Here is a 21,894-nt window from a genome sequence, read left to right on the forward strand (position 1 = left end):
GCACATTTACCCGATACCCGACAAAACGGAGGAACCATGACCACTGTCTCACCCGACGACCCGGGTGTGTCCGCATCGACGCCACCTGCGGTGCAGACCAAGACCAGTGTCCGCCGGGTCGCTGTCGCCAGTGGCATCGGCACGACGATCGAGTTCTACGACTTCTTCATCTACGGCACCGCAGCCGCGCTGGTTTTCCCGACGATATTCTTCCCGGCTCTCGGCTCCACCGCAGGCACTGTGGCCTCGTTCGCGACGTTCGCGGTCGCGTTCATCGCCAGGCCCGTCGGCGCAGTGCTGTTCGGACACTTCGGTGACCGTATCGGTCGCAAGAAGACCCTGATCTCGACGCTGCTGCTGATGGGGGTGTCCACGTTCGCCATCGGTCTGCTCCCCGGCGCGGAGACGATCGGCGTGGCCGCTCCGATCATCCTGGTGCTGCTCAGATTCGGGCAAGGGTTCGCGGTCGGCGGTGAATGGGCCGGCGCGACCCTGCTCACGGCCGAGTACGCACCGCCCGGCAAACGTGGCTTCTACGCGATGTTCCCCCAGCTGGGACCGTCGGCAGCCTTCATCTTCTCCAGTGCGACATTCCTCGCGACCGGTCTGCTGCTCGGCGATACCAACGAGACGTTCCTCAATTACGGTTGGCGAATCCCGTTCCTGCTCAGCGCCGTTCTGGTGCTCATCGGCCTGTACATGCGGTTGGCCATCGAGGAGACCCCGGTCTTCCGCGCCAACAAGCTCGCCGAGGAGCAGGCCCCGGCGAATGCGGCTCCGACGAAACTGCCGATCTTCGACGCCTGGCGCATCCAGAAGCGTGAAATCATCACTGCTGCAGGCGCATTGGCATCCCTGTTCGCCTTCTTCTACATGGGGACCGCGTACCTGACGAGCTACGGCACCAAGACCCTCGGATTCGACCGCCCGTTCGTGTTGATCACCGGAATCGGCGCCGCGGTCATCTTCGGAATCGCCATCGCGGTCTCGGCGACCTACTCCGATCGCGTCGGCCGACGGCGAGTGATCATGGGAGCGTGCATGCTCGCGATTCCCTGGTCGATCGCACTGTTCCCCGTTCTCGACACCGGGTCACCCGCAGCATTCGTGATCGGCATGTGCGTCACGCTCGCCATCTTCGGAGTGGCCTACGGACCGACAGGAGCCCTGCTCCCCGAGCTGTTCCAGACTCGATTCCGTTACACCGGAGCAGGTTTGGGCTACAACCTCGCCGGCGTCCTCGGTGGCGCGATTCCGCCGATGCTCGCGGCACCGCTCACGGCTGCATTCGGCAGCATCTCCATCGGCGTCATGCTGGCCCTGCTGTCGGTGCTCAGCCTGGTGTGCACCAAGCGGTTGATCGAGACCAAGGACGTCGACATGACCTGATCGACCGCAACGACGGAACCCCAACAACGAAGTACCGCGGCCACCCGATGATCGGGTGGCCGCGGTACTTCGTCGGTTCGAGCGGTCGATCTCTAGTCGTCGCCGCGGGGCGGTGGCTGAACGTCGACGCCGCCGGAGTTGTGCTCCGGTCCGGCCGCTGGATGGCCGGCGGGAACGCGACCACGCGTCTTGGCGGCCTCGCTGTCCTTGGTGGCTCCCTCGGCGAACTTGCGACGCCAGCTCTCCTCGGGACGGTAGGGGCCCGGCTTCGGCCGAGTCTTGCCGCCCGGGAACGCCAGACGGGCGATGGTCCGCTGGACCATTCCCCACTGCTGAAAGAACGGCCCGGTGTTGTAGGGCAATTCGTAGCGCTCGCAGATGTCCTTGATCTTCGGCGCGACGTCCGAGTACCGAGTGCTGGGCATATCCGGGTACAGGTGATGTTCCACCTGGTAGCTCAGGTTGCCGCTCATCAGATGGAACAGTGGTCCGCCGTCGATATTGGCGGCACCGACGAGCTGACGGACGTACCAGCCGCCGCGAGTCTCGTTCTCCACTTCTTCCTGGCTGAAGGTGTATGCCTGATCCGGGAAGTGACCGCAGAAGATGATGGCATTCGACCAGACGTTACGAATGATGTTGGCGGTGAAGTTCGCGGCCACCGTCGACAGGAACGTGCTCTCGACCCCGCTGAACCGGCTGTCCAGCAGTGCCGCGGTGCGACGGTTCTTGCCGAAACGTGCGGAGCCACGCAGCTTGGACGCCAGACGAGACCTCTTGCTCTCGGGCAACCGGCCACCCGAGGCCAGCTGCGCCAGCGCGAACGCACCGGCGCTGATGATGGGCCAGCCCACATAGTCCTTGACGAACTGCTTGCGTGCCTTGACGCCGATGCCCTTGAGGTCCTCGACGAGATCCTTGACCGGCTTCTCGCCGCGTCGGATGGCTTCGATGTCCAGGTCGTGCAGCGCCACGCCCCACTCGAAGAACGCCATCAACAGAACGTTGTAGAACGGCTGGGCCAAGTACGCGGGGTGCCATTTCTGCCGCGGATCGATACGCATGATCTCGTACCCGAGATCCTTGTCCTTGCCGCGAATATTGGTGTACGTGTGATGCACGTAGTTGTGCGAGTGCTTCCACGAGTTCGCGGTGGAGGCGGTATCCCAATCCCACACGGACGAGTGGATCTCCGGATCGTTCATCCAGTCCCACTGGCCGTGCATGACGTTGTGGCCGATCTCCATGTTCTCGAGGATCTTCGCGATCCCGAGGCACGCAGTGCCCGCCAGCCAGGCCGGCTTGCTGGTGGATCCGAGCAACAACACTCGTCCCGCGACCAGCAACTGGCGCTGGGCTGCGATCACCGAGGTGATGTACTTGCGGTCCTTGTCGCCGAGGCTGGCGTACACCTCGTCGTGAATGGCGTCGAACTCCTTGGCGAGTTCGGCAATGGTCTCGTCACTCAGGTGCGCCAGTGGGTTCACCGGCTCGTCACTGGTCGTGGTGCGCCTGGTGGTTTCGTCGATCGTCATGAATTCCCCTGTTCGATGTGTTGATCAGAGTTCGATTTCGATGTCGCCCTCAGCAGTGTTGACACAGATCCGAACCGCTTGCCCCGTAGGTTCGGAGATATCCCCGTTACGTAGGTCACGTAAACGCCCCTTTTTCAGGGTACCCACGCAGGTGTGGCAGATGCCGATGCGGCAACCGAACGTCAGATCCAGTCCGGCTTCCTCACCTGCGGCGAGAATCGTTGTGCCACCGTCGCATTCGACGTCCTTCTTGCTGTTGATGAACTTGACCGTGCCGCCCTCACCTGCATCGTCTCCGCCGCCGATGACGGGCTGGAAACTCTCGTGGTGGAACTTGTCGTAGTCCCCCTGGTCTTTCCAGTAGGAACGCAGATCGTCCAGATGTTCACCCGGTCCGGAGCAGAATGCTTCGCGATCACGCCAATCCGGGACCAACTCGTCCAGTTCGGATGCTTTCATCCGACCTTCGTCGCTGGTGATCCGCAACTTCACCGTCAAACCGTCGTGTTTGGCGTCGAGCTCGTCGAGCGTCTCGGCGAACATCAACTGCTTGCGGTCGTGCACCGAGTGCACCACCACGACGTCGCGCACCTGATCGTGGTGATCGAGGGCGCGCAACATGCTGATGATGGGCGTGATTCCACTGCCCGCGCTGATGAAGACCATTTTGTCCGGAATCGGGCTCGGCAGGGTGAACTCACCCTCCACCTCGCTGAGCCGAACGATGTCTCCGGTCCTGATCGTTCCCACCAGGTACGGCGAGACCGTCCCGGAGGGCACGAGCTTGGGGCTGACACTGACCAATCCGTCCACGGGGTCCGGATCGGAGGTGAGTGAATACGCCCTCCAGTGATAGCGGCCGTCGATCAGCACCCCGAGCCGCACGTACTGTCCCGGCGTATGGCCCTGCCACTCGAAGCCGGGCCGGATGTAGACCGAGACGGCCTCCGAGCCCTCCGGTGTCACCCGCTCGACCTTCCCCCGAAGCTCGCGGGTGGTCCACAGCGGATTGATCATCGACAGGTAGTCGTCGGGCCGGAGCGGATTGAACAAAGATCGGACTGCGCGCAGCATCGTCCGTCTCACAAAAGAAACCTGGGGCTTGGCCCCCCGTTCAGCCATACTCAACGGTAACCCCGCGTGGACAGCTGTGCACCGAAATTGCTCAGACTCGAATGAGACTGCTACACAAGGTGAACAGAACCTGCCGATACCGACCGGTCAGCGTGCTCGCGACACCCTGTCGCCCAGCGCCGCGCTCACTTTTCCGTACCATCCGAGTGGACGAGCCGGGCCCCGGGTCGGCACATCGGCAAGCAGTGCCTCGGCGGTTTCCTCGGCGTCGATCTTGTTGTCGCCGATGCCACCGGTGGCACCTCGCTTGGCCCATCCGACGACGTAACACCCTGGCACCGGAGTGCCGTCGGCAGTGGTGATGCGACCGCCCTCGTTGCGAATGGTGCCGGTGATGTCGTCGAACGGAATACCCGGCGACGGGGTTCCGCGGTAGCCGATGGCCAGCAGTACCAGCTCGGTCTCGAGCGAAACCGCTTGCTCACCGACGCCGACCTCGATGGACTGCACCGAGCCGCTGCCGTGCAGGGCGGACGGTGCCCGGCCGAACGCGAAGACGATACGCCGGCCCTGCGCAGTAGATCCCAGCTCGACTCGCGGTGCCCCGGCCAGAGCCGATGCGGGAGCGGACAACGGCAGGCGATCGATGGCGTCGACGATTCCGTCCGGTCCTGCCACGACGACATCGACGCCGGCGCGGTCGACCAGCGCCTTGCATTCGGAACGGGTGAAAGCGGCGAACTCCGGACCACGACGGGCGAGGACGACGACCTCGTTCACCCGATGGCGACGCAGCTCGGCCAGAGCGTGCGGGGCGATCTCGGTTCCGTCGAGCCCGTCCGGGTCGGCAGTGAGGATGCGTGCGGCATCGAGTGCGACGTTGCCGTTTCCGATGATGGTGACGCGGTCGACGCCGGTGAGGTCGATCGCGTCGGCGGGCACGTCGGGGTGGCCGGTGTACCAGCCCACCAGGGTGCGCGCGCTGACGGATCCGTCGAGGTCGATGCCGGGAATCTCGAGTGCTCGGTCCTTGTCGGCACCGACGGCGTAGACCACCGAGTCGAACTTTCGGGCCAGTTCGACGTGGTCGATGTCCTTACCGACCTCGACACCGAGCTTCATCGTCACCCGTGGATGGACGAAGATCCCACGGAAGTGCTCGCTGATGCGTCGGGTACCCAGGTGGTCGGGAGCGACGCCGTAGCGGGCGAGACCGCCTGCGGTGGCCAGCCGATCGTAGAACGTGACGTTGGTGCCGGGCACGCGCAGCAGCGCCTGGGCGGTGTAGCAGGCGGCCGGTCCGGTCCCGACGATGGCGATGTCGATCGGCGGCAGGTCGTTGACCGTCGCCACCGGGAATCGGGGCGCGCCCCACTCCGCCACGGCGGGCTTGTCCTTGTAGTAGTCGGCGTTGATGTCGGCGTAGATCTGCTGATCGGGCGTCAATCTCGAGACGCGAGTGATCGCGTCCACCGGGCACGCGTCGGCGCAGGCCCCGCAGTCGATGCACGAGCGCGGATCGATGTAGAGCAACTCGGTCTTGCCGAAATCCGGCTCGTCCGGCGTCGGATGGATGCAGTTGACGGGGCACACCGACAGGCAGGATGCGTCGTTGCAACAGTTCTGCGTGATCGCGAACGGCATTGTTATCGGATGTCCTTCACGGCCTCGAGCGGTATTTGTCAGAGCATGTGCAGGCGACGGTAGATCATCTCGGCCGGCTTGGTGACCAAACCGCAGTCGAGAAGAAATGCCATCAGGTGCTCGCTCGAGGTGCGCATCATCGTGTGGTGGTGAGCGTTGTTCTTCGCTTCCTTCACTGCGCGGTCGACGTCGAGGCCCGCTGCTGCGTAGACCTCCTTGTTGACCATGTTGGACACGATCATGCGGGCGGCGATGGCGACGACGAGCGCGCTGGCCTTGCGGCGAGCCGGGCTCTTCCCCGCGATGTCTTCACGCATCTGAGCGCGCGCGAAGGTCATGTGCCGCGACTCTTCGACGACGTGGATCTTGCTGGTGGTGCGCACGAGCGGCAGTACGTTCTCGCCGCGCATCCAGTCGCGCTGCATGACGTCGAGCACCTCTTCGGCGACGAGGATGCCGCCGTAGGCGATCTCGGCGGACGCGAGGGCCTTGAAGCCGCGGCCGAGTTCGATGCTGGATCGACGCGGCAGGTATGCCTTGATGCCCATCTTCTGGCAGGCGCGGGCGAACATGATCGAGTGACGGCACTCGTCGGCGATCTCGGTGAGCGCGAACTGGAAGTCCGATCCCGAGGAATCCTTGCAGTACTGATCGCGCAGAACCATCTGCTGCAGGATCATCTCGAACCAGATGCCGGTGCTCATGATCGAGCAGACTTCGTGGCGGGTGAGCGTGATGCGCTGCTCCTCGCTCATCTCGTCCCACAGCTTCGTGCCGTAGAGGGTGCTCCACTCCGGGTTGAGTCCGTAGAGGGAGGGATCGAGATCGGCTTCCCAGTCGACCTCCTCGGACGGGTCGTACGACAACTGGGCGGCGGAATCGAGCAAACGAGCGGAAACGTCCTCGGGCTCGAGAACGTCGTTCCTGGAGAGTGTGCTGGTCATCGCCGTGGTTCCTTCCATCGTCGAAAAGCTGTAGATAACTGTTACGGAGATTACCAGGTACTCGGCGACACAGGTAGTCGCTCGGGCAAATTTCCTGAATTCGTTCTCCTCGCCTCGCGACGCGCGCTCTCGCAGCCGAACGAAAAATAATTCGAAGGTTTCCGATTCGGTTCCGGTGGGGCATACCCCCGCAACCAACTCACCCCATCGCGCATGCGCGAGACGTTGACTGGTACAACGTCTCTCGCTCCGAAAGGCAACCATGCCCGCAATTCTGTTCGGCTCGATCAGCACACTCGTCGACACGTCCGAACTGCAGCGCCGCTCGTTCAACGAGGCCTTCGCAGCACACGATCTGAACTGGAACTGGTCCCGCGACGACTACCGGGCCATGCTCGGATCGAACGGTGGTGCCGACCGCATCAGCGAATACGCGTCCGAGGCCGGTACCGAGGTGGACGCCGCCGCAATACACGCCAGCAAGTCGGAGATCTTCCAACGGCTGATCGGCGAATCGGACGTGAAGACGCGTCCGGGCGTCGCCGACACGATCGACTCCGCGAAAGCGAACGGCCTCAAAGTCGGCTTCGTGACGACGACCTCGCGAGAGAACATCGACGCGCTGCTGGCCGCTCTGAGTCCTGAGCTGACGGTCGACTCGTTCGACATCATCGTCGACGCGACCTCGGTCGAGCCCGGGAAGCCCGATCCCGCCTCGTACGAATACGCCCTGAAGACGCTGGGAGAGAGCGCGTCCGACAGTGTGGCCATCGAGGACAACGCCGGCGGAGTCCAGGCCGCCGTCGCCGCGGGCATCACCTGTGTGGCATTCCCCAACGAGAACACCGCAGGAACCGAATTCGTCTCGGCCACCGAGACCGTCGATGCACTCGATCCCGAGCGCGTCCGAGCTCTGCTCTCAGTCTGACCTTCCATACAAACCTCCAGGAGTAATCAGTGAGCAATCTTCAGGCCCAGGTCGTTGCCGGGGACAGGTCGTTTCGCGTCGAGGGATACGAGCGCATCGAGTACGACCTGATCTATGTCGACGGAGTGTTCGCAATCGAGAACACCGAATTGGCCGACAGCTACCGGCCGTACGGTCGCGCGCTGATGGTCGTCGACGAATCGGTGCACGAGATCTACGGCGACCGGATCAGCGCGTACTTCGATCACCACGAGATCGCACTGACGGTGGTTCCGGTTCACATTGCGGAGACCGCGAAGTCGCTGGAGACGTTCGAGCGCATCGTGGGAGAGTTCGATGCGTTCGGTCTGGTCCGCACCGAGCCGGTGCTCGTGGTGGGCGGCGGACTGACCACGGACGTAGCAGGTTTCGCGTGCGCCAGCTACCGCCGCAACACCCCGTACATTCGCATTCCCACCACACTGATCGGCTTGATCGACGCGAGCGTGTCCATCAAGGTGGCCGTCAATTACGGAAAGCACAAGAACCGCCTCGGTGCCTACCACGCGTCGCAGAAGGTGCTGCTGGACTTCTCGTTCCTCGGCACGCTGCCCGAGGATCAGGTGCGCAACGGCATGGCCGAGCTGATCAAGATCTCCGTCGTCGGCAATCTGGAGATCTTCGAGATGCTCGAACAGTACGGTCCGGAACTGCTGCGAACCCGATTCGGTCATCTCGACGGAACAGCGGAATTGCGTTCGGTCGCAGACAGACTGACCTACTCGGCAATCGCGACGATGCTCGAACTCGAAGCACCCAATCTGCACGAGATCGATCTCGATCGCGTCATCGCCTTCGGCCACACGTGGAGCCCGACCCTCGAACTGACCCCGCCTGCCCCGTTCTTCCACGGCCACGCGATCAACATCGACATGGCGCTCTCGACGACCGTCGCCGAGCAACGCGGACACCTGTCCACGGCCGACCGCGACCGGGTACTGGGCGTGATGGCCAGCATCGGCCTGGCCCTGGACAGCCCGTACCTGACACCGGAGTTGCTTTCCGAGGCAACGGCATCGATCCTCAAGACCCGCGACGGCATCCTGCGCGCCGCGGTTCCCGATCCGATCGGTACGTGCCGCTTCCTCAACGACCTCGACGCAGCCGAGCTGGCCGACGTTCTGACGCTGCACAAGAAGATCTGCCTGGACTTCCCCCGGGCAGGCGAGGGCCTCGACATGTTCACCGCGCCGACGCCGTGACGAAGGCCCCGCGACCGGTGACCCCGACGACGATTCTGGCGCGCGAGCTGAGCGAGATAGCCGATCTGCTCGACGCCGGCGCCGGGGTCACCGACGAGCTGACCACCCGTGTTCATCGAGCCCGCGATCTCGCCGCGGGACTCGACCCGTATCTCGACACCTGCACCACCTCCCAATCCGCAGCGCTGGCGACTCTGGCGTCGCGGACCCGCACCGAGGACTGGAGATCACGTGACGTCGTCTCCGGCTCGGGGCCCCTGGAGATGGAGATGCTCTCCGGCCACGTGGAGGGACGCTTCCTTGCGTTCCTCGTGCACATGACCGGGGCGAAGCGGGTGCTCGAGATCGGTATGTTCACCGGCTACTCGGCTCTGGCGATGGCCGAGGCTCTGCCCGCAGGCGGCGAGTTGGTCGCGTGCGAGGTGGATCCGTACGTGGCCGAGTTCGCGCAGTCCTGCTTCGCGGAATCACCAGCGGGCTCGTCCATCACGGTGGAGGTGGGGCCGGCGCTGGACACTCTCCGCCGGCTGGACGGAACGTTCGATCTGGTCTTCGTCGACGCCGACAAGACCGGATACCGCGCGTACGTGGAACACCTGCTCGGCAGCGAGCTGCTGGCCGAGAACGCCGTGATCGCTGTCGACAACACTCTGTTGCAGGGCCAGCCGTACAGCGAACAGCCGTCCGAGAACGGCCGTGCCGTCGCCGAATTCAACGACTACGTGGCGAACGACCCTCGTGTGGAGCAGGTTCTGCTTCCCCTGCGCGACGGCGTGACGCTGATCCGTCGAACATGATTCGTACGGTTGCCGCGCTTGTCGGCCTCGCGGCCACCCTCCCCGTCGACCTCGTGGCGGCGGGGGTGGCCGCCGTACGCGGCGGTCGGCCCGCCACTCGCCGAACCGACTCACCGAAGACGGTGCTGATCAGCGGCGGCAAGATGACCAAGGCCCTGCAGCTCGCGCGGTCCTTCCATCTCGCCGGCCATCGCGTCGTTCTGGTGGAATCGGGCAAGTATCGCTTCACCGGCCACCGATTCTCCCGGGCTGTCGACCGATTCCACTGCGTACCCGAACCGACCGAATCCGGCTATGCCCAAGCACTTCTGGATGTGGTGCTCCGCGAGGGCGTCGACGTCTTCGTCCCAGTGGCAAGTCCCGCTGCGAGCATTCACGATGCCGACGCACGGGCACTCCTCGATCCACACTGCGAGGTGATTCACGGCGACGGCGACACCGTTCGCATGCTCGACGACAAGTCCCGATTCTCCGAGCGCGCTGCATCGCTCGGCCTGCGCGTTCCCGATTGGCTGCGCATCACCGACGTGCGGCAGATCGAGGAGTTCGACTTTCCGACGGGCCGCGAGTACATCCTCAAACGCATCTCCTACAACCCGGTCGGCCGAATGGACCTGACGCGGTTGACCCGCGACACGCCCGCCGAAAACCTGCGATTCGCACGCGGTCTCGGGATCTCCGAGGACGATCCGTGGATCCTCCAGCAGTTCGTCGCCGGGCAGGAGTACTGCACCCACGGCACCGTCCGTGGAGGACGGTTGCAGGTGTACGGCTGCTGCGAATCGTCGGCGTTCCAGGTCAACTACGAGATGGTGGACAAGCCCGAAATCCTGAGCTGGGTGCACACTTTCGTCAATTCGCTGGACGTCACCGGCCAGCTGTCGTTCGACTTCATCGAGTCCGCTGCCGACGGCCACATCTATGCCATCGAATGCAACCCTCGCACCCATTCGGCCATCACGATGTTCTACGACCATCCCGACCTGGCTGCCGCGTATCTCGACGACGGACACCCCGAGGTTGTGCCGCTCTCCTCGGCTCGCCCGACCTACTGGATCTACCACGAGGTGTGGCGTCTGCTCACCGAGGACAACCGAAAGGCTCGCTTTCGCAGCATCTTCGAGGGTAAGGACGCCATCCTCACAGGTTGGGATCCACTGCCCTATCTGCTGGTGCACCACCTCCAGATTCCGTCGCTCCTGGTGCGAAATCTTCTGGCGCGAACCGGCTGGTCTCGCATCGACTTCAATATCGGCAAGCTCGTGGAGAACGGAGGCGACTGATGGCCCTGTCGGTACTGGTGTTGGTCGGATCGTCGGTGGACGAGTTCCATTGCGATCTGTCGCGGGTGTACGCGGGCGGATTCCTCGACGCGCTCGGTGGGGATCCTGCCTACCGGTTCGAGGTGGCGTTCGTCTCCCCCGGCGGTCTCTGGAGCTTTCCCGGCGGAATCGACGCTGCCAGTGTGTCTGCGGCGCATCAGATGTCGTTGGCACAGGCAGTGGAGGTCATGTCGTCGTGGCACTTCGATGTCATGGTGCCGCAGATGTTCTGTCTGCCCGGCATGACGACATACCGCAGCCTGTTCGATCTGTTGGGCGTGCCGTACGTGGGCAACGGTCCGGACGTGATGGCGATGACCGCGGACAAGGCTCGCGCCCGAGCCGTCGTCGCGGCGGCCGGGGTCGCCGTTCCCGCCGGTGTCGTGGTCCGCTGCGGCGACGACGTCGACGTCGATCTGCCGGTCGTCGTCAAGCCTGTGGACTCGGACAATTCGATGGGCGTCACCCTGGTTCGCGAATCCGACCGTCTGGCAACCGCAGTGAGCGAGGCTCTGACGTACTCGTCTGCGGCGCTGGTGGAGTCGTACATCGAACTCGGCCGCGAAGTCCGCTGCGGCATCGTCGAACGAGGCGGTGAACTGATCTGCCTGCCCCTCGAGGAGTATGCCGTCGAGTCGATTCGCACCAGCGCCGACAAGTTGAATCGCACCTCGGACGGAGATCTGTATCTGGTCGCGAAGGAACAGACCAAGGCGTGGATAGTGGACGTTTCCGATCCGGTCACCGAGAAGGTCTGGGCCGCAGCACGATCGTGCTATCGATCCCTCGGCTGCCGACACTACGGACTCTTCGACTTCCGGATCGACCCCGACGGGCAGCCGTGGTTCCTCGAGGCAGGCCTGTACTGCTCGTACTCACCGTCGAGCGTGCTCGCGGTGATGGCCTCTGCGGCAGGCATCGCCGTCGACGAACTGTTCGCACGATCGCTCGACGAACTGTCGGCGAAGGAGATGTCCTCGTGACGCTGGGAATCGAGATCGACGATCTGGACCTGAACTCCACTGCGACCGACGAACTCCGAATGCTGTTGGCCGAACACGGCGTGCTGATTCTGCGGAATCAGCCCGTGGACGATGCAGGCTTCCTGGCGTTTCTCCGGCGGTTCGGCGACATGATGTTCACCGAGGGCGAGACACCTGTGCCGGGCTTTCCCGATCTGAACGTCATCAGCAACGTCGGCCGAACCACACCTCCGAAATCGACCTTCCACGTGGACACCACGTATGTCCCGAATCCGCCTGCCTACACCGCATTACGTGCGGTCGAGGTGCCGGAGGTCGGTGGCAGCACGTTGTTCAGCGACCAGTACGCGGCGTACGACACATTGCCTGCCGGTCTGAAAGCGAGCCTGGCCGGAAGAACGGTGACACACCGAGTGACCGGGGTGGCATCGGACACCGATTCCTGTGCCGAACACCCCTTGTTCGCAGTACATCCCGTGTCCGGGCGCACCGCACTGGCGTTGTCTGCACCGGCGCGGTGCGTCGCGATCAGCGGAATGTCCACCGAGGAGGCCCACGAGACTGTGCACCACCTGTTCGAGCACTCCACTCGCGAAACCAATGTGCTGCGACATGCGTGGGCACCCGACGATGTGGTGATGTGGGACAACCGATGTGTGATGCATCGAGCCGATCACAGCGGAGTCGTGGGAAACAGGGTGATGCATCGCGGAATGGTGGCGAACGCTGAATCGCCGTCGGTTATGTGACTGACAACTCAAAGATTTGCCGGTTCGCCCGTAGCCAGGAGAATCGAGTCATGACTTCCCCATTGACGATCAGCCGCGAAACAGCCGTCGGTGCCGAAGCTCGTCTGTCCTGGATATTGTCCGGGTTGGCAGGGATGGTGGGTGCAGTGGCGTTCCTGCATTCCGCCGGCTACTTCGTGACCTTCATGACCGGCAACACCGAACGCGCGGTCGTCGGACACTTCGGGCATCCCGAGGGCAAGGAGGTCACCCCGGGTGCCTCACCTATCGCGGCTCTCGCGCTCATGGGCTCCTTTCTGGCCGGCGTGGTGATCTCGTCGATCTGCCGGCGTCGTTACTGGTCCAACCATCCCCACGGAGCGACAGTGCTGACCACGATCGCGCTCGCCGGCGCGGGAGCAATCGACATCGCCATCTCCGGATGGTCGTCGGCCACCGTGAACTTCTACCCGATTCTGTTGGTGGCCTTCGCACTCGGTGCACTGAACACCGCGTTCACGAAGAAGGAAGAAACCTATATTCCCCTGAGCTACGTCACCGGCACCATGGTCAAACTCGGCCAGGGTATCGAACGGCACATGTTCGGCGGCGGAACGCGCTACGACTGGCTCTGCTACACAGCTCTTCTCGGATCCTTCGCACTGGGAGGTGCGATCGGCGCCTTCATCGGCGTCGTCATCACCGGCCCGCAGGTATTGCTCCTCACCGCGCTGATCAGCTTCGGCGCAACGATCTTCACGTTCACCCACACCGAGCGTCGGTCGCTACTGGGATGACGTCCGCTCAGTCCTCGACCAGAGGTGAGGCCACGACGATCTTGCGCAACATCTGCTCGATGAACGTCGGGGAAAGTCGTGATCCGATCAGCACTTGCCGCTGCACCAGACCTTCGATCATCACCACGAGGGTTTCGGCGTCGGACGGCGGATCCTCGGAGTCCAGCGAGGCGACGATCCACTGGGTGTAGGTGACGAATGCTGCTCGCTGACTGTCGAACAGCTCGCGGATTTCGTCGTCGTGCTGCGCCTCGCCGAGCATGATGTGGCGAGCGATCACCCGCTTGACGGCATCCCCGGACGTCATGGCGTCGATGAAATCGATGATGCGGGACACCACGACGTCGACGTTGAGCGGTTTGACGTCGACGAGACTGCCGAACGTCGCTCCGGCCACCTCGAAGTCACGGACGAACAGTTGGCCGAGCGCCAGGTGAAGCAGTCGACTTCGAGTGGGCGCATGGTAGTTGACCGACCCGGGGCCGAGACCTGCTGCAGCGTCCACCGCCCGGTGCGTCAAGCCGCGAAGCCCTCGGTTGGCGAGCACCTCGATCGCGGCGGTGGCGATCTCGTCGCGCCGACGCACTCTCGACTCATCGTCCTTGGGGTGTGCCGGACTCATACCGCGCAGTGTAGTGCCAGGCCGTTGACATTCGCCGATTCCACAACCTAGCCTCAACAGATGTTGAGCAGGGTGGGGACATGAGCCGGGGACCGACGCGACGCCGGATCTTGATCGGAGCAGCCGCCGCGGCCACGGTCGCCGTCGTCGGCCCGGTAGCCAAGGCGGCAGCGGCACCGGCGACCGGTTCGGGCGACGAGTGCGGCGAGCGCTATCAGGGCTATCGCGACGCCGATCGGAATCTGCCGTACGCCCGATACATGGCACAGCGCACGGTGCCCGCACCGGCCGTCGTTACGGACACCTGCGCGGGACCAGCTCTCGCACCCGATTCGATTCCCGGATTCGATTCGATCACAACCGATCTCGCGCCCACCGGATACTCCAGCGTCGAAACCGGATACGGTCGACGCGCCGACGGAGTGACGTTCGTGGCGGTCCGCACGGTGATGCCGCGCGTGACGGCAGCGATGTGGGACTGGTGGTTCGGCTGGCATTCCGTCGAGGCTGCACGCTACAAGCTGTGGCATCCCGATGACCACCTCTACGCAGACCTCGCCGAGGATCGAACGGCACTCGACATTCCCGACAGGGCAAAATACATCGGCAACACGACGTTCGTGGACGAGTACGTCGGTCCGAAGTTGCAGCAGCTGGGCATCGCTTTTCGCGATCCCATTGCGCACGGCTTCGACGTCCCCGCAGGTCAGACGATCGTCTTCGGCCGAGTGGGCAGCTCCATCGCACCGGTGGACCTGGGCTGGCTGGCCCACCAGGTGCGCCCCGTGGACGGCGGTGCCGAGATGCGTAGCCGCTTCTTCCTCAACCTTCGAGGGCTGCACGTACCGGACGTGAAGCAGGCCGCGTGCGCCGTCCGCCGTGGGGCGTCGGTGGACCCGACGGATCTCGTGCTCGGGATCGATCTCGCTCGCGATCTGCTGCTGCACTGCGGGCAGGAGATGAACCACCTCGCCGGGTTCCTGCCAGAGCTGTACGAGGAGTTCGGCCCGCGCGCCTGAGTGTCCAAAATCCGAACACGAGATCGTATGGATTTGCGCCCATCATGAGTCACATCACACCTGTTCGGTGTGACGTACTTACCGAGGGGAGTTCCCATGAGCGTCGAATCTGCAGCGCGCGCGCTGGTCGACACCGAATTCGTGATGACGATCGACGGCCGTCCCGCGACTACCGCCAGTACCGCACCTGTCTTCAATCCTGCGACCAAAGACATCGTTGCAACCGTGCCGGTGGCGACCCGCGATGATCTGGATCGCGCCGTCGAGGCGGCACAACGCGCCTACACACGCTGGTCGAAGACGCCGCTGGCAGATCGACAGGCCGCAGTGTCCGCACTCGGCGACCTGCTCGAAGCGCACGCCGAGGAATTCATGGCGCTGCTCACCACCGAGCAGGGCAAGCCACGCCCGATGGCCGAGTGGGAGGTCTACGGCTCGGTCACCTGGTTCCGCGAGATCGCCAAACAGTCCCTCCCCGAGGAAGTGCTGGAGGACAGTGCCGACCGGCGAGTCGTCAGCCGCCACACACCACTGGGTGTGGTCGGTGCCATCGTTCCCTGGAATTTTCCGATTCTGCTGATGGTGTGGAAAATCGCTCCCGCTCTGGTGGCCGGGGACACCATGATCGTGAAGCCGTCTCCGTTCACTCCCCTGTGCGATCTGAAACTGATCGAATTGGCGCAGGAGGTACTGCCCCCAGGCGTGCTCAGCGCAGTCAGTGGTGACGACGATCTCGGCAAGTGGATCACCTCTCATCCCGGCATTTCCAAGATTGCTTTCACGGGCAGCACCGACACGGGAAAACACGTGATGCGTTCTGCTGCAGAGAGCCTCAAGCGCATCACTCTCGAGCTGGGCGGAAACGATCCCGCGATCGTATTGGCGGACGTAGACCCTGTGAAGGTGGCTCCGCAAATATTCTGGGCGGCCTTTCAGAACAACGCACAGTTCTGCAATGCCGCGAAACGGATCTACATCCATGACGACGTATACGACGCCGTTCGGGACGAGCTGGTTGCATTTGCACAAACGGTCGTCGTCGGCGACGGCGCACAATCCGGAACAGACCTCGGACCCATTCAGAATCAGGCACAGTACGACAAAGTTCGCGAATATTTCGAGGACTGCACCGCGAACGGGTACGAGTTCGCGCTGGGCGGTGAGATCGATCCCGCAGCCGAAGGATGGTACGTGCCGGTCACTTTGGTGGACAACCCACCCGAGGACTCGCGATTGGTCACCGAGGAACCGTTCGGCCCGATCTTGCCGCTCTTGCGATGGACGGACGAGGACGATGTCATTCGCCGAGCCAACGACACGGTGTGGGGTCTAGGTGCCACCGTCTGGGGTGCAGATCTGGACGCCGCAACGCGAATCGGTGAACAACTGGAAGCGGGCACGGTGTGGCTGAACGAGGTGCACCAATATTCACCGCATCAGGTGTTCGGGGGTCACAAGCAGTCCGGGATCGGAGCAGAGAACTCGCTCCACGGACTTGCCGAATACACCAATCATCAAACGATCACCATCAACAAGACCGAAGGCGTCGTATCGTGAAAATACAAGCAGCAGTACTCCGTGCGGCGAACTCGCCGCTCGTCATCGAGCAACTCGAGACCGATGAATTGCGTGAGAACGAGGTACTGGTCAAGCTTGCCGGAACCGGAGTGTGCCATACCGATCTGGGCCTGATCGCTGGTCCTGCCGAGGGTCAGACTCCTATCGTCCTGGGCCACGAAGGGGCGGGCACCGTGGTCGAGGTCGGCCGGGGTGTCACGGAATTGACGGTCGGTGACAGCGTGGTTCTGTCGTACGCGCACTGCGGCGTCTGCGACAACTGCTCGTCGGGTCTGCCACAGCACTGCCGAGAGTTCAACGCTCGCAACCTTTCCGGTGCCCGAGCCGACGGGTCGACACCGCTCGGTCGCAACGGAAAACCCGTTCTCGGTGCCTGGTTCGGCCAGTCGTCCTGGGCCGACCACTGTGTGGTCGAGGTGCAGAACGCGATCAAGGTCGACGACGACATTCCGCTGGAATTGCTCGGCCCCCTGGGATGCGGAATTCAGACCGGTGCGGGCGCAGTTCTCAACACCCTTCGGCCGCGGCGTGGTTCCTCGATCGCGGTGTTCGCAGTCGGTGCCGTCGGCTTGGCCGCGATTCTCGGTGCGGTGGTAGCCGGATGTTCGCCCATCATCGCCGTCGACATCGACGACTCGCACCTGCAGAAAGCACTCGAACTGGGCGCGACACACATCGTGAATTCGCGTGATGTCGATGCTGCACAGGCTGTTCGCGACATCACGAACGGTGCTGGCGTTCACTACTCGGTCGACTGCATCGGCTTTCCCGCCGTGGTTCGCAGCGCTCTCGAGTGCTTGCAGACTCCTGGCGTCTGCGCCACGGTCGGATTCCAGGGGATCCCGAACGAGATCACCATCGATCAAGGGCTGCTGTTGTTCGGCAAGTCGTTGGTGGGTGTGGTGGAGGGAGACGCAGTTCCGTCCGAATTCATCCCCCGAATGATCAGCTTGTTCAAGCAGGGGCAGTTCCCCTTCGACAAGCTCATCGATACCTACGCGTTCGCAGACATCAACGCCGCCGTAAACGCCGCCCACCACGGAGCAGTGGCCAAAGCAGTCGTGGTGTTCGATTCCGAGCACAGCGCCCATGCCTGAGGTCGACACGCGCCCGCGCGTCGGCCCGGCCGAGATTCTCGCATTCGCAGCCGGACGTTTTCCGCACAAGGTAGGTCTGGTTGCCGGTGGTCGACGCCTGACCTACGCGGAACTCGACGCGTCGGCGCGTCGAGTCTCGGTAGCGCTTCGAGATGCCGGAATCGGTGCAGGCGACGTCGTCTCGCTGTACGGACAGAACAGTTGGCAGTGGGTCGTGAGCTATCACGGGATTCTGCGCGCAGGCGCGGTCGCCAATCCGGTCAACGTGATGTTGACCGGACCCGAACTCGAGTTCGTACTGCGGGACTGCGAGGCCCGCGCGGTATTTGTCGGGCATGAGCAAACTGCGGTTGCAGTCGCCTCCGCGGTCGTGGTGGAAACGCTCGGTTTGGTTGTCACCTTCGCCGACGAAGCGATCTCGGGGGCCGTGTCTTTCGACTCCTTCGTCGAGTCCGCAGACGCTGACCGTCCTGCCGTCGCGCGGCCGCGCCCCACGGATCTGTGTTCGATCGGCTACACCTCTGGAACCACCGGTCATCCCAAGGGCGCGATGCAGTCGCATCAGGCAGTGTTGCTCAACTGCGCATACACCGCGGCGATGCACGGGCGAACCGCCGACGACGTCGTCCTCACCGCGCTGCCTGCACCGCACGTGTACGGCAACGTCGCGATCAATTCGACGTTTCTCGTCGGCGGGACCGTGGTGCTCATGGACCGTTTCGATGCCGGCGCGGCCTTGCAAGCGATACAGTCCGAGCGTGCCACCATGTTCGAGGGCGTTCCGGCGATGTACTCGATGATGCTGGCGCACAACATGATCGGTCGCTCCGATCTGACAAGCATTCGTGTCTCGACCGTCGGCGGGCAGACATTCCCGCCGTCCGTACTCGAAGAGTGGCAGGCACTCACCGGCAAACCGATGCTCGAACTGTGGGGCATGACCGAGATCGCCGGCCTCGGAGCCACCCATACCCTGTACGCGCCAGGAGTACCCGGATCGATCGGAGTCTCGCTACCCGGCACAGAACTCTGCATACGCGCGCTGGACGGTTCAGGTGAGTCACCGGTGGGCGAGGCCGGCGAACTGATGGTTCGAGGGCCCTTGGTGATGCTGGGGTACTACCGCAATGTCGACGCAACCGACGAGGTACTCCAGTCCGACGGATGGCTGCGGACGGGTGACATCGCAACCGTGGACAGCACAGGTCACTACTTCGTCGTCGATCGCATGAAGGACATGTTGATCACCGGCGGGTACAACGTCTATCCGGCAGAAATCGAGCGAGTTGTCGGCGCACACCCCGATGTGGCAATGGTCGCGGTCGGACGCAGACCCGACGACGTTCGCGGCGAGGTAGCGGTGGCGTACGTGGTGGCCAAGGCCGGAACCTCGCCGACCATGGAGTCGATTCTCCAATTCTGCAAGGCCGACCTGGCCGCGTACAAACGTCCACGAGATGTCGTGTTCATCGACGACCTACCGAAGACCTCGTCGGGAAAATTGATGCGCCGCAAACTATTCGAGCTCGACCCAGCACCGGCGAACCACCGGCAAACAATGAGAAGGACACTATGACAACTATCGAACGAACCCCGGAGGACATGCGGTCCGACATCTTGTCCGAAGAACAACTCGGCCATCTGCGGCACTTCGACAATCTGTCGCGCAACCTGCCGAACGATTGGTCCCTCATGCACGGCAAGGCCGGAGGGCAGGACGATTTCGGTTCGTTCCGATTTCAGCTCGCGTACATGACCTACGCGATGGCATTGACCTACAGACACAGACTCCCCAATGCGCCCGGCGTGTTCAAGCCGGTCTTCGAGCGACTCATCGACAAGATGTTGCTGCCCGAAGTCTGGTCGTACTGGCACGACACCAGCCGCGGGGGATTCATCATGAACGCACATCTGTCAGGTGAGTACCGGGAGCAATGGAACCCCGTCGTCAAGGACAACATCATGTACAGCGCCTATGTGCAGTCGATGGCGCTGATGTACAACTATCTCTTCGCCGACGACCGATACGCCGAGCCCGGTGCACTGACGTTCGACCAATGGACTTTCTACTGGGGCGGTGAAGGTCATAGATTCGAATACGATCAGAATTCACTGAACGAAACGGTGTACTGGCAAATGGTCGAGAGCGGCTATCTGGGCGTTGCGTGCGAACCGAATTGCGTGTTCCAGATCTGCAACCAACCAGCCATTCTGGGCTTTCGCATGCACGATCTGCTCAACGGCGGCAGTACGGCGGAAGAAGTGACCGAAAGCTACGAGAAGGTATGGAGCGAACTGGGGCGGCTCGACCAATCCGGTCACTACAACATGATGGTTCTCGAGGACTCACGAACCGTCATTCCGACGCGGCCGGTCAGCGCATGGACAGACGCCTGGTGCGGGTCACTCATGAACATGTGGAACTCGGAATACGTTCACACGCATTACGCGTCGCAGATCGGCGACCTCGTGTTCGACGGCCCGGACGGGACGATGAGCGTCCACCCGTCACCCGATCCCGAGGCGATGGGGCGAGTGGGTAGATACGACTCGTGCGACTTCGGCTGGACCACAGTGTGGTCGTCGGAGATGGGCGACGACAAAACACTCGAAAGCCTGCTGCGCCATGCAGATCGCTTCATGATGCCGACCTGGCGCGACGGTGGACTGTACTACCCGCGCAATGACACTGCGACCGACTCCGACGGACATCGCACCGAAGTCGAACCCATGACCGGCAACGTTCTCCTCGGTTACGCTCGACTGAACGTGCCCGACGGATTGAACAAGTTCTACAACGAGCCTTGGGACGCGTCGAGGCACAGTGAACCCTCCCTCGTCGAGGTCGGTGGCGACGTGTCCGTGAGCCAGGCTCGCTTCGACTCCGACACATCGGTTCTGCACTTTCGAATCACCCGACACGAAGATCGCTCGGGAGACGGCCGAGTGCTGATCTCGAACGTTCCGAACGATCGGGAGTGGAGCCTGTACGAGGGGGACGAGCAAGTGGCGTCGGCCTCCGACGGTGATGTATCCGCATCACGCACCGACGGCGGTCTCGCGGTGGTCCTACGGCCCGGGCGACCGCACGCGCTCCGACTCGTGTTGGGGGCGGCGCGGTGAACGCGGTCCCCACCCGCCTCGTGAGCGGAACCTTCGATCTCGTCGACGACGACGGGAAATCGGTCACCGACTCGACCTACCACGGACAGTGGAAGGTGGTCTTCTTCGGATTCACGCACTGCCGAATGGTCTGCCCGCGTGCACTGAAACGGCTGTCGTCGGTCCTCGACCGGATCGGTTCACTTGCCGACGACGTTCGGCCGCTGTACATCACGGTCGATCCGGAGCGTGACACGCCGAGAGTGATGAAGGACTTTCTCGCCGAGGACTATCCGCGGTTCACGGGACTCACCGGAACGCGGGCGCAGATCGACCGTGCCAAGCAATCGTTCCGAGTGTTCTCGACGACCGTCTCGGATTCGGACGCTCCTGACGGGTACCAAATGCCACACTCGGCCTTCACCTTCGTTCTCGATCCGACCGGGGCGTACAGAACCCATTTCACGGACGCAGTCGGGGAGGACGAGCTGGTCGAACAGCTGAAGGCAGTGCTGGGAGCATCGTGAACGGAGGGTTCCACGCTCTGGCGATGGCCGTGGGGGCGGGCGGCGCTCTGCTTCCTCTGATGGCACGCCTGCAACCCACCTTCCGTGAAGCCACAGCGCACATCGCGTGCGCGGTGGCGATGGTATCGATGGTGCCGACCGGGGACCTCGGTGTGTGGTTGTGTCTGTTGGGCGGCGCGGTCATGGTGGTCTTGGCGCTGTGGCTGACATCGGATCCCCGACCGGTTGGGACCGGGATGCTGTGTTCCCTCGACCTTGCTGCAATGGGATTGATGATGCTGTTCGTGCTCCCGAATCACATGACCGCCAACGTCCACACGGCCGCCACCGCAACGGGATTCACGCCTCTCGGTCAGCACCACCACACCGATGGCACGGTTGCGCTGTCCACTTGGCTGGGCCCGGCTGTTCTGATCGGCTGGGCCGGGACCGCGTTCGCGCTCGTCCTTCGACGGCGTTCCGAGACACTGCAGGCGTGCGATGCCCGGTCTGCATGGTCCACTGGCCTGATGGTGACGGCAATGGTTCCGATGGCCGCTTTTTCGGCTGTATGAGGGCTATGGTCGT

20 protein-coding genes are annotated in these 21,894 nt (G+C 63.2%); 15 read left to right on the top strand and 5 right to left on the bottom strand.

The window, feature by feature from the left end; translation table 11 throughout:
* Positions 1 to 36 precede the first annotated feature (36 nt).
* A complete protein-coding gene (locus AB0366_RS03185; protein ID WP_128645279.1) occupies positions 37 to 1,389 on the top strand; it encodes an MFS transporter in 1,353 nt (450 codons plus the stop codon).
* A gap of 92 nt (positions 1,390 to 1,481) precedes the next feature.
* Here the strand turns inward: AB0366_RS03185 and AB0366_RS03190 are convergent, their stop codons facing one another.
* The 4 genes from AB0366_RS03190 to AB0366_RS03205 form a co-directional block, all read right to left on the bottom strand.
* Positions 1,482 to 2,924, bottom strand: coding sequence for an acyl-CoA desaturase (locus AB0366_RS03190; RefSeq protein ID WP_121870876.1), 1,443 nt, complete (start codon positions 2,922 to 2,924; stop codon positions 1,482 to 1,484).
* Positions 2,925 to 2,948: 24 nt separating this feature from the next.
* Positions 2,949 to 4,046 (bottom strand): ferredoxin reductase, encoded by a 1,098-nt coding sequence (locus tag AB0366_RS03195; protein WP_187298412.1) that lies wholly within the window; start codon positions 4,044 to 4,046, stop codon positions 2,949 to 2,951.
* A gap of 99 nt (positions 4,047 to 4,145) precedes the next feature.
* A complete protein-coding gene (locus AB0366_RS03200; RefSeq protein ID WP_366242665.1) occupies positions 4,146 to 5,642 on the bottom strand; it encodes an FAD-dependent oxidoreductase in 1,497 nt (498 codons plus the stop codon).
* Positions 5,643 to 5,680: 38 nt separating this feature from the next.
* A complete protein-coding gene (locus AB0366_RS03205) occupies positions 5,681 to 6,586 on the bottom strand; it encodes a diiron oxygenase (protein WP_121872676.1) in 906 nt (301 codons plus the stop codon).
* 262 nt (positions 6,587 to 6,848) lie between these two features.
* Here AB0366_RS03205 and AB0366_RS03210 point away from each other — a divergent pair, with 262 nt between their 5' ends.
* From AB0366_RS03210 to AB0366_RS03240, 7 genes are read left to right on the top strand one after another with little or no spacing between them, the layout of a single operon-like run.
* Positions 6,849 to 7,514, top strand: a complete 666-nt coding sequence (locus tag AB0366_RS03210; protein ID WP_366242666.1) for an HAD-IA family hydrolase — start codon at positions 6,849 to 6,851, stop codon at positions 7,512 to 7,514.
* Positions 7,515 to 7,543: 29 nt separating this feature from the next.
* Positions 7,544 to 8,755, top strand: a complete 1,212-nt coding sequence (locus AB0366_RS03215; protein ID WP_366242667.1) for a sedoheptulose 7-phosphate cyclase — start codon at positions 7,544 to 7,546, stop codon at positions 8,753 to 8,755.
* 17 nt (positions 8,756 to 8,772) lie between these two features.
* Entirely contained in the window at positions 8,773 to 9,552 is a 780-nt protein-coding gene (locus tag AB0366_RS03220) for a class I SAM-dependent methyltransferase (RefSeq protein ID WP_366242668.1), read from the top strand.
* The gene (locus tag AB0366_RS03225) at positions 9,549 to 10,835 is read left to right on the top strand and encodes an ATP-grasp enzyme (RefSeq protein WP_366242669.1); all 1,287 of its coding nucleotides are present in this window, start codon (positions 9,549 to 9,551) and stop codon (positions 10,833 to 10,835) included. Before AB0366_RS03220 ends, AB0366_RS03225 begins: the two co-directional genes overlap by 4 nt.
* Positions 10,835 to 11,857: a D-alanine--D-alanine ligase gene (locus AB0366_RS03230; protein ID WP_366242670.1), complete on the top strand. Its 1,023-nt coding sequence runs from the start codon at positions 10,835 to 10,837 to the stop codon at positions 11,855 to 11,857. Before AB0366_RS03225 ends, AB0366_RS03230 begins: the two co-directional genes overlap by 1 nt.
* Positions 11,854 to 12,606, top strand: a complete 753-nt coding sequence (locus tag AB0366_RS03235) for a TauD/TfdA family dioxygenase (RefSeq protein WP_366242671.1) — start codon at positions 11,854 to 11,856, stop codon at positions 12,604 to 12,606. Before AB0366_RS03230 ends, AB0366_RS03235 begins: the two co-directional genes overlap by 4 nt.
* Before the next feature lie 50 nt (positions 12,607 to 12,656).
* Positions 12,657 to 13,382: a YoaK family protein gene (locus AB0366_RS03240; protein ID WP_121870884.1), complete on the top strand. Its 726-nt coding sequence runs from the start codon at positions 12,657 to 12,659 to the stop codon at positions 13,380 to 13,382.
* A 7-nt stretch (positions 13,383 to 13,389) separates the two neighbouring features.
* On the opposite strand, the gene AB0366_RS03245 is transcribed toward AB0366_RS03240, so the two are convergent.
* Positions 13,390 to 14,004, bottom strand: coding sequence for a TetR family transcriptional regulator (locus AB0366_RS03245; RefSeq protein ID WP_121870885.1), 615 nt, complete (start codon positions 14,002 to 14,004; stop codon positions 13,390 to 13,392).
* Between the two features lie 80 nt (positions 14,005 to 14,084).
* Here AB0366_RS03245 and AB0366_RS03250 point away from each other — a divergent pair, with 80 nt between their 5' ends.
* The 7 genes from AB0366_RS03250 (at position 14,085) to AB0366_RS03280 (ending at position 21,881) form a co-directional block, all read left to right on the top strand.
* Complete coding sequence (locus tag AB0366_RS03250; protein ID WP_366242672.1) at positions 14,085 to 15,023, top strand: hypothetical protein; 939 nt, start codon at positions 14,085 to 14,087, stop codon at positions 15,021 to 15,023.
* Positions 15,024 to 15,119: 96 nt separating this feature from the next.
* Positions 15,120 to 16,580: an aldehyde dehydrogenase family protein gene (locus tag AB0366_RS03255; protein WP_347873192.1), complete on the top strand. Its 1,461-nt coding sequence runs from the start codon at positions 15,120 to 15,122 to the stop codon at positions 16,578 to 16,580.
* Complete coding sequence (locus AB0366_RS03260; RefSeq protein WP_347873191.1) at positions 16,577 to 17,698, top strand: NAD(P)-dependent alcohol dehydrogenase; 1,122 nt, start codon at positions 16,577 to 16,579, stop codon at positions 17,696 to 17,698. Before AB0366_RS03255 ends, AB0366_RS03260 begins: the two co-directional genes overlap by 4 nt.
* Entirely contained in the window at positions 17,691 to 19,274 is a 1,584-nt protein-coding gene (locus AB0366_RS03265) for an AMP-binding protein (RefSeq protein ID WP_347873190.1), read from the top strand. Before AB0366_RS03260 ends, AB0366_RS03265 begins: the two co-directional genes overlap by 8 nt.
* Positions 19,271 to 20,821: a hypothetical protein gene (locus AB0366_RS03270; protein WP_347873189.1), complete on the top strand. Its 1,551-nt coding sequence runs from the start codon at positions 19,271 to 19,273 to the stop codon at positions 20,819 to 20,821. Before AB0366_RS03265 ends, AB0366_RS03270 begins: the two co-directional genes overlap by 4 nt.
* Entirely contained in the window at positions 20,818 to 21,327 is a 510-nt protein-coding gene (locus AB0366_RS03275; RefSeq protein ID WP_347873188.1) for an SCO family protein, read from the top strand. The genes AB0366_RS03270 and AB0366_RS03275 overlap by 4 nt, the downstream gene beginning before the upstream one ends.
* Positions 21,324 to 21,881 (top strand): hypothetical protein, encoded by a 558-nt coding sequence (locus AB0366_RS03280; RefSeq protein ID WP_347873187.1) that lies wholly within the window; start codon positions 21,324 to 21,326, stop codon positions 21,879 to 21,881. The genes AB0366_RS03275 and AB0366_RS03280 overlap by 4 nt, the downstream gene beginning before the upstream one ends.
* The last annotated feature ends 13 nt before the right edge of the window (positions 21,882 to 21,894 follow it).

Origin of the sequence: Rhodococcus sp. NPDC076796 (assembly GCF_040702765.1) — a bacterium.
In the GTDB taxonomy this organism is placed as follows: Bacteria; Actinomycetota; Actinomycetes; order Mycobacteriales; family Mycobacteriaceae; genus Rhodococcoides.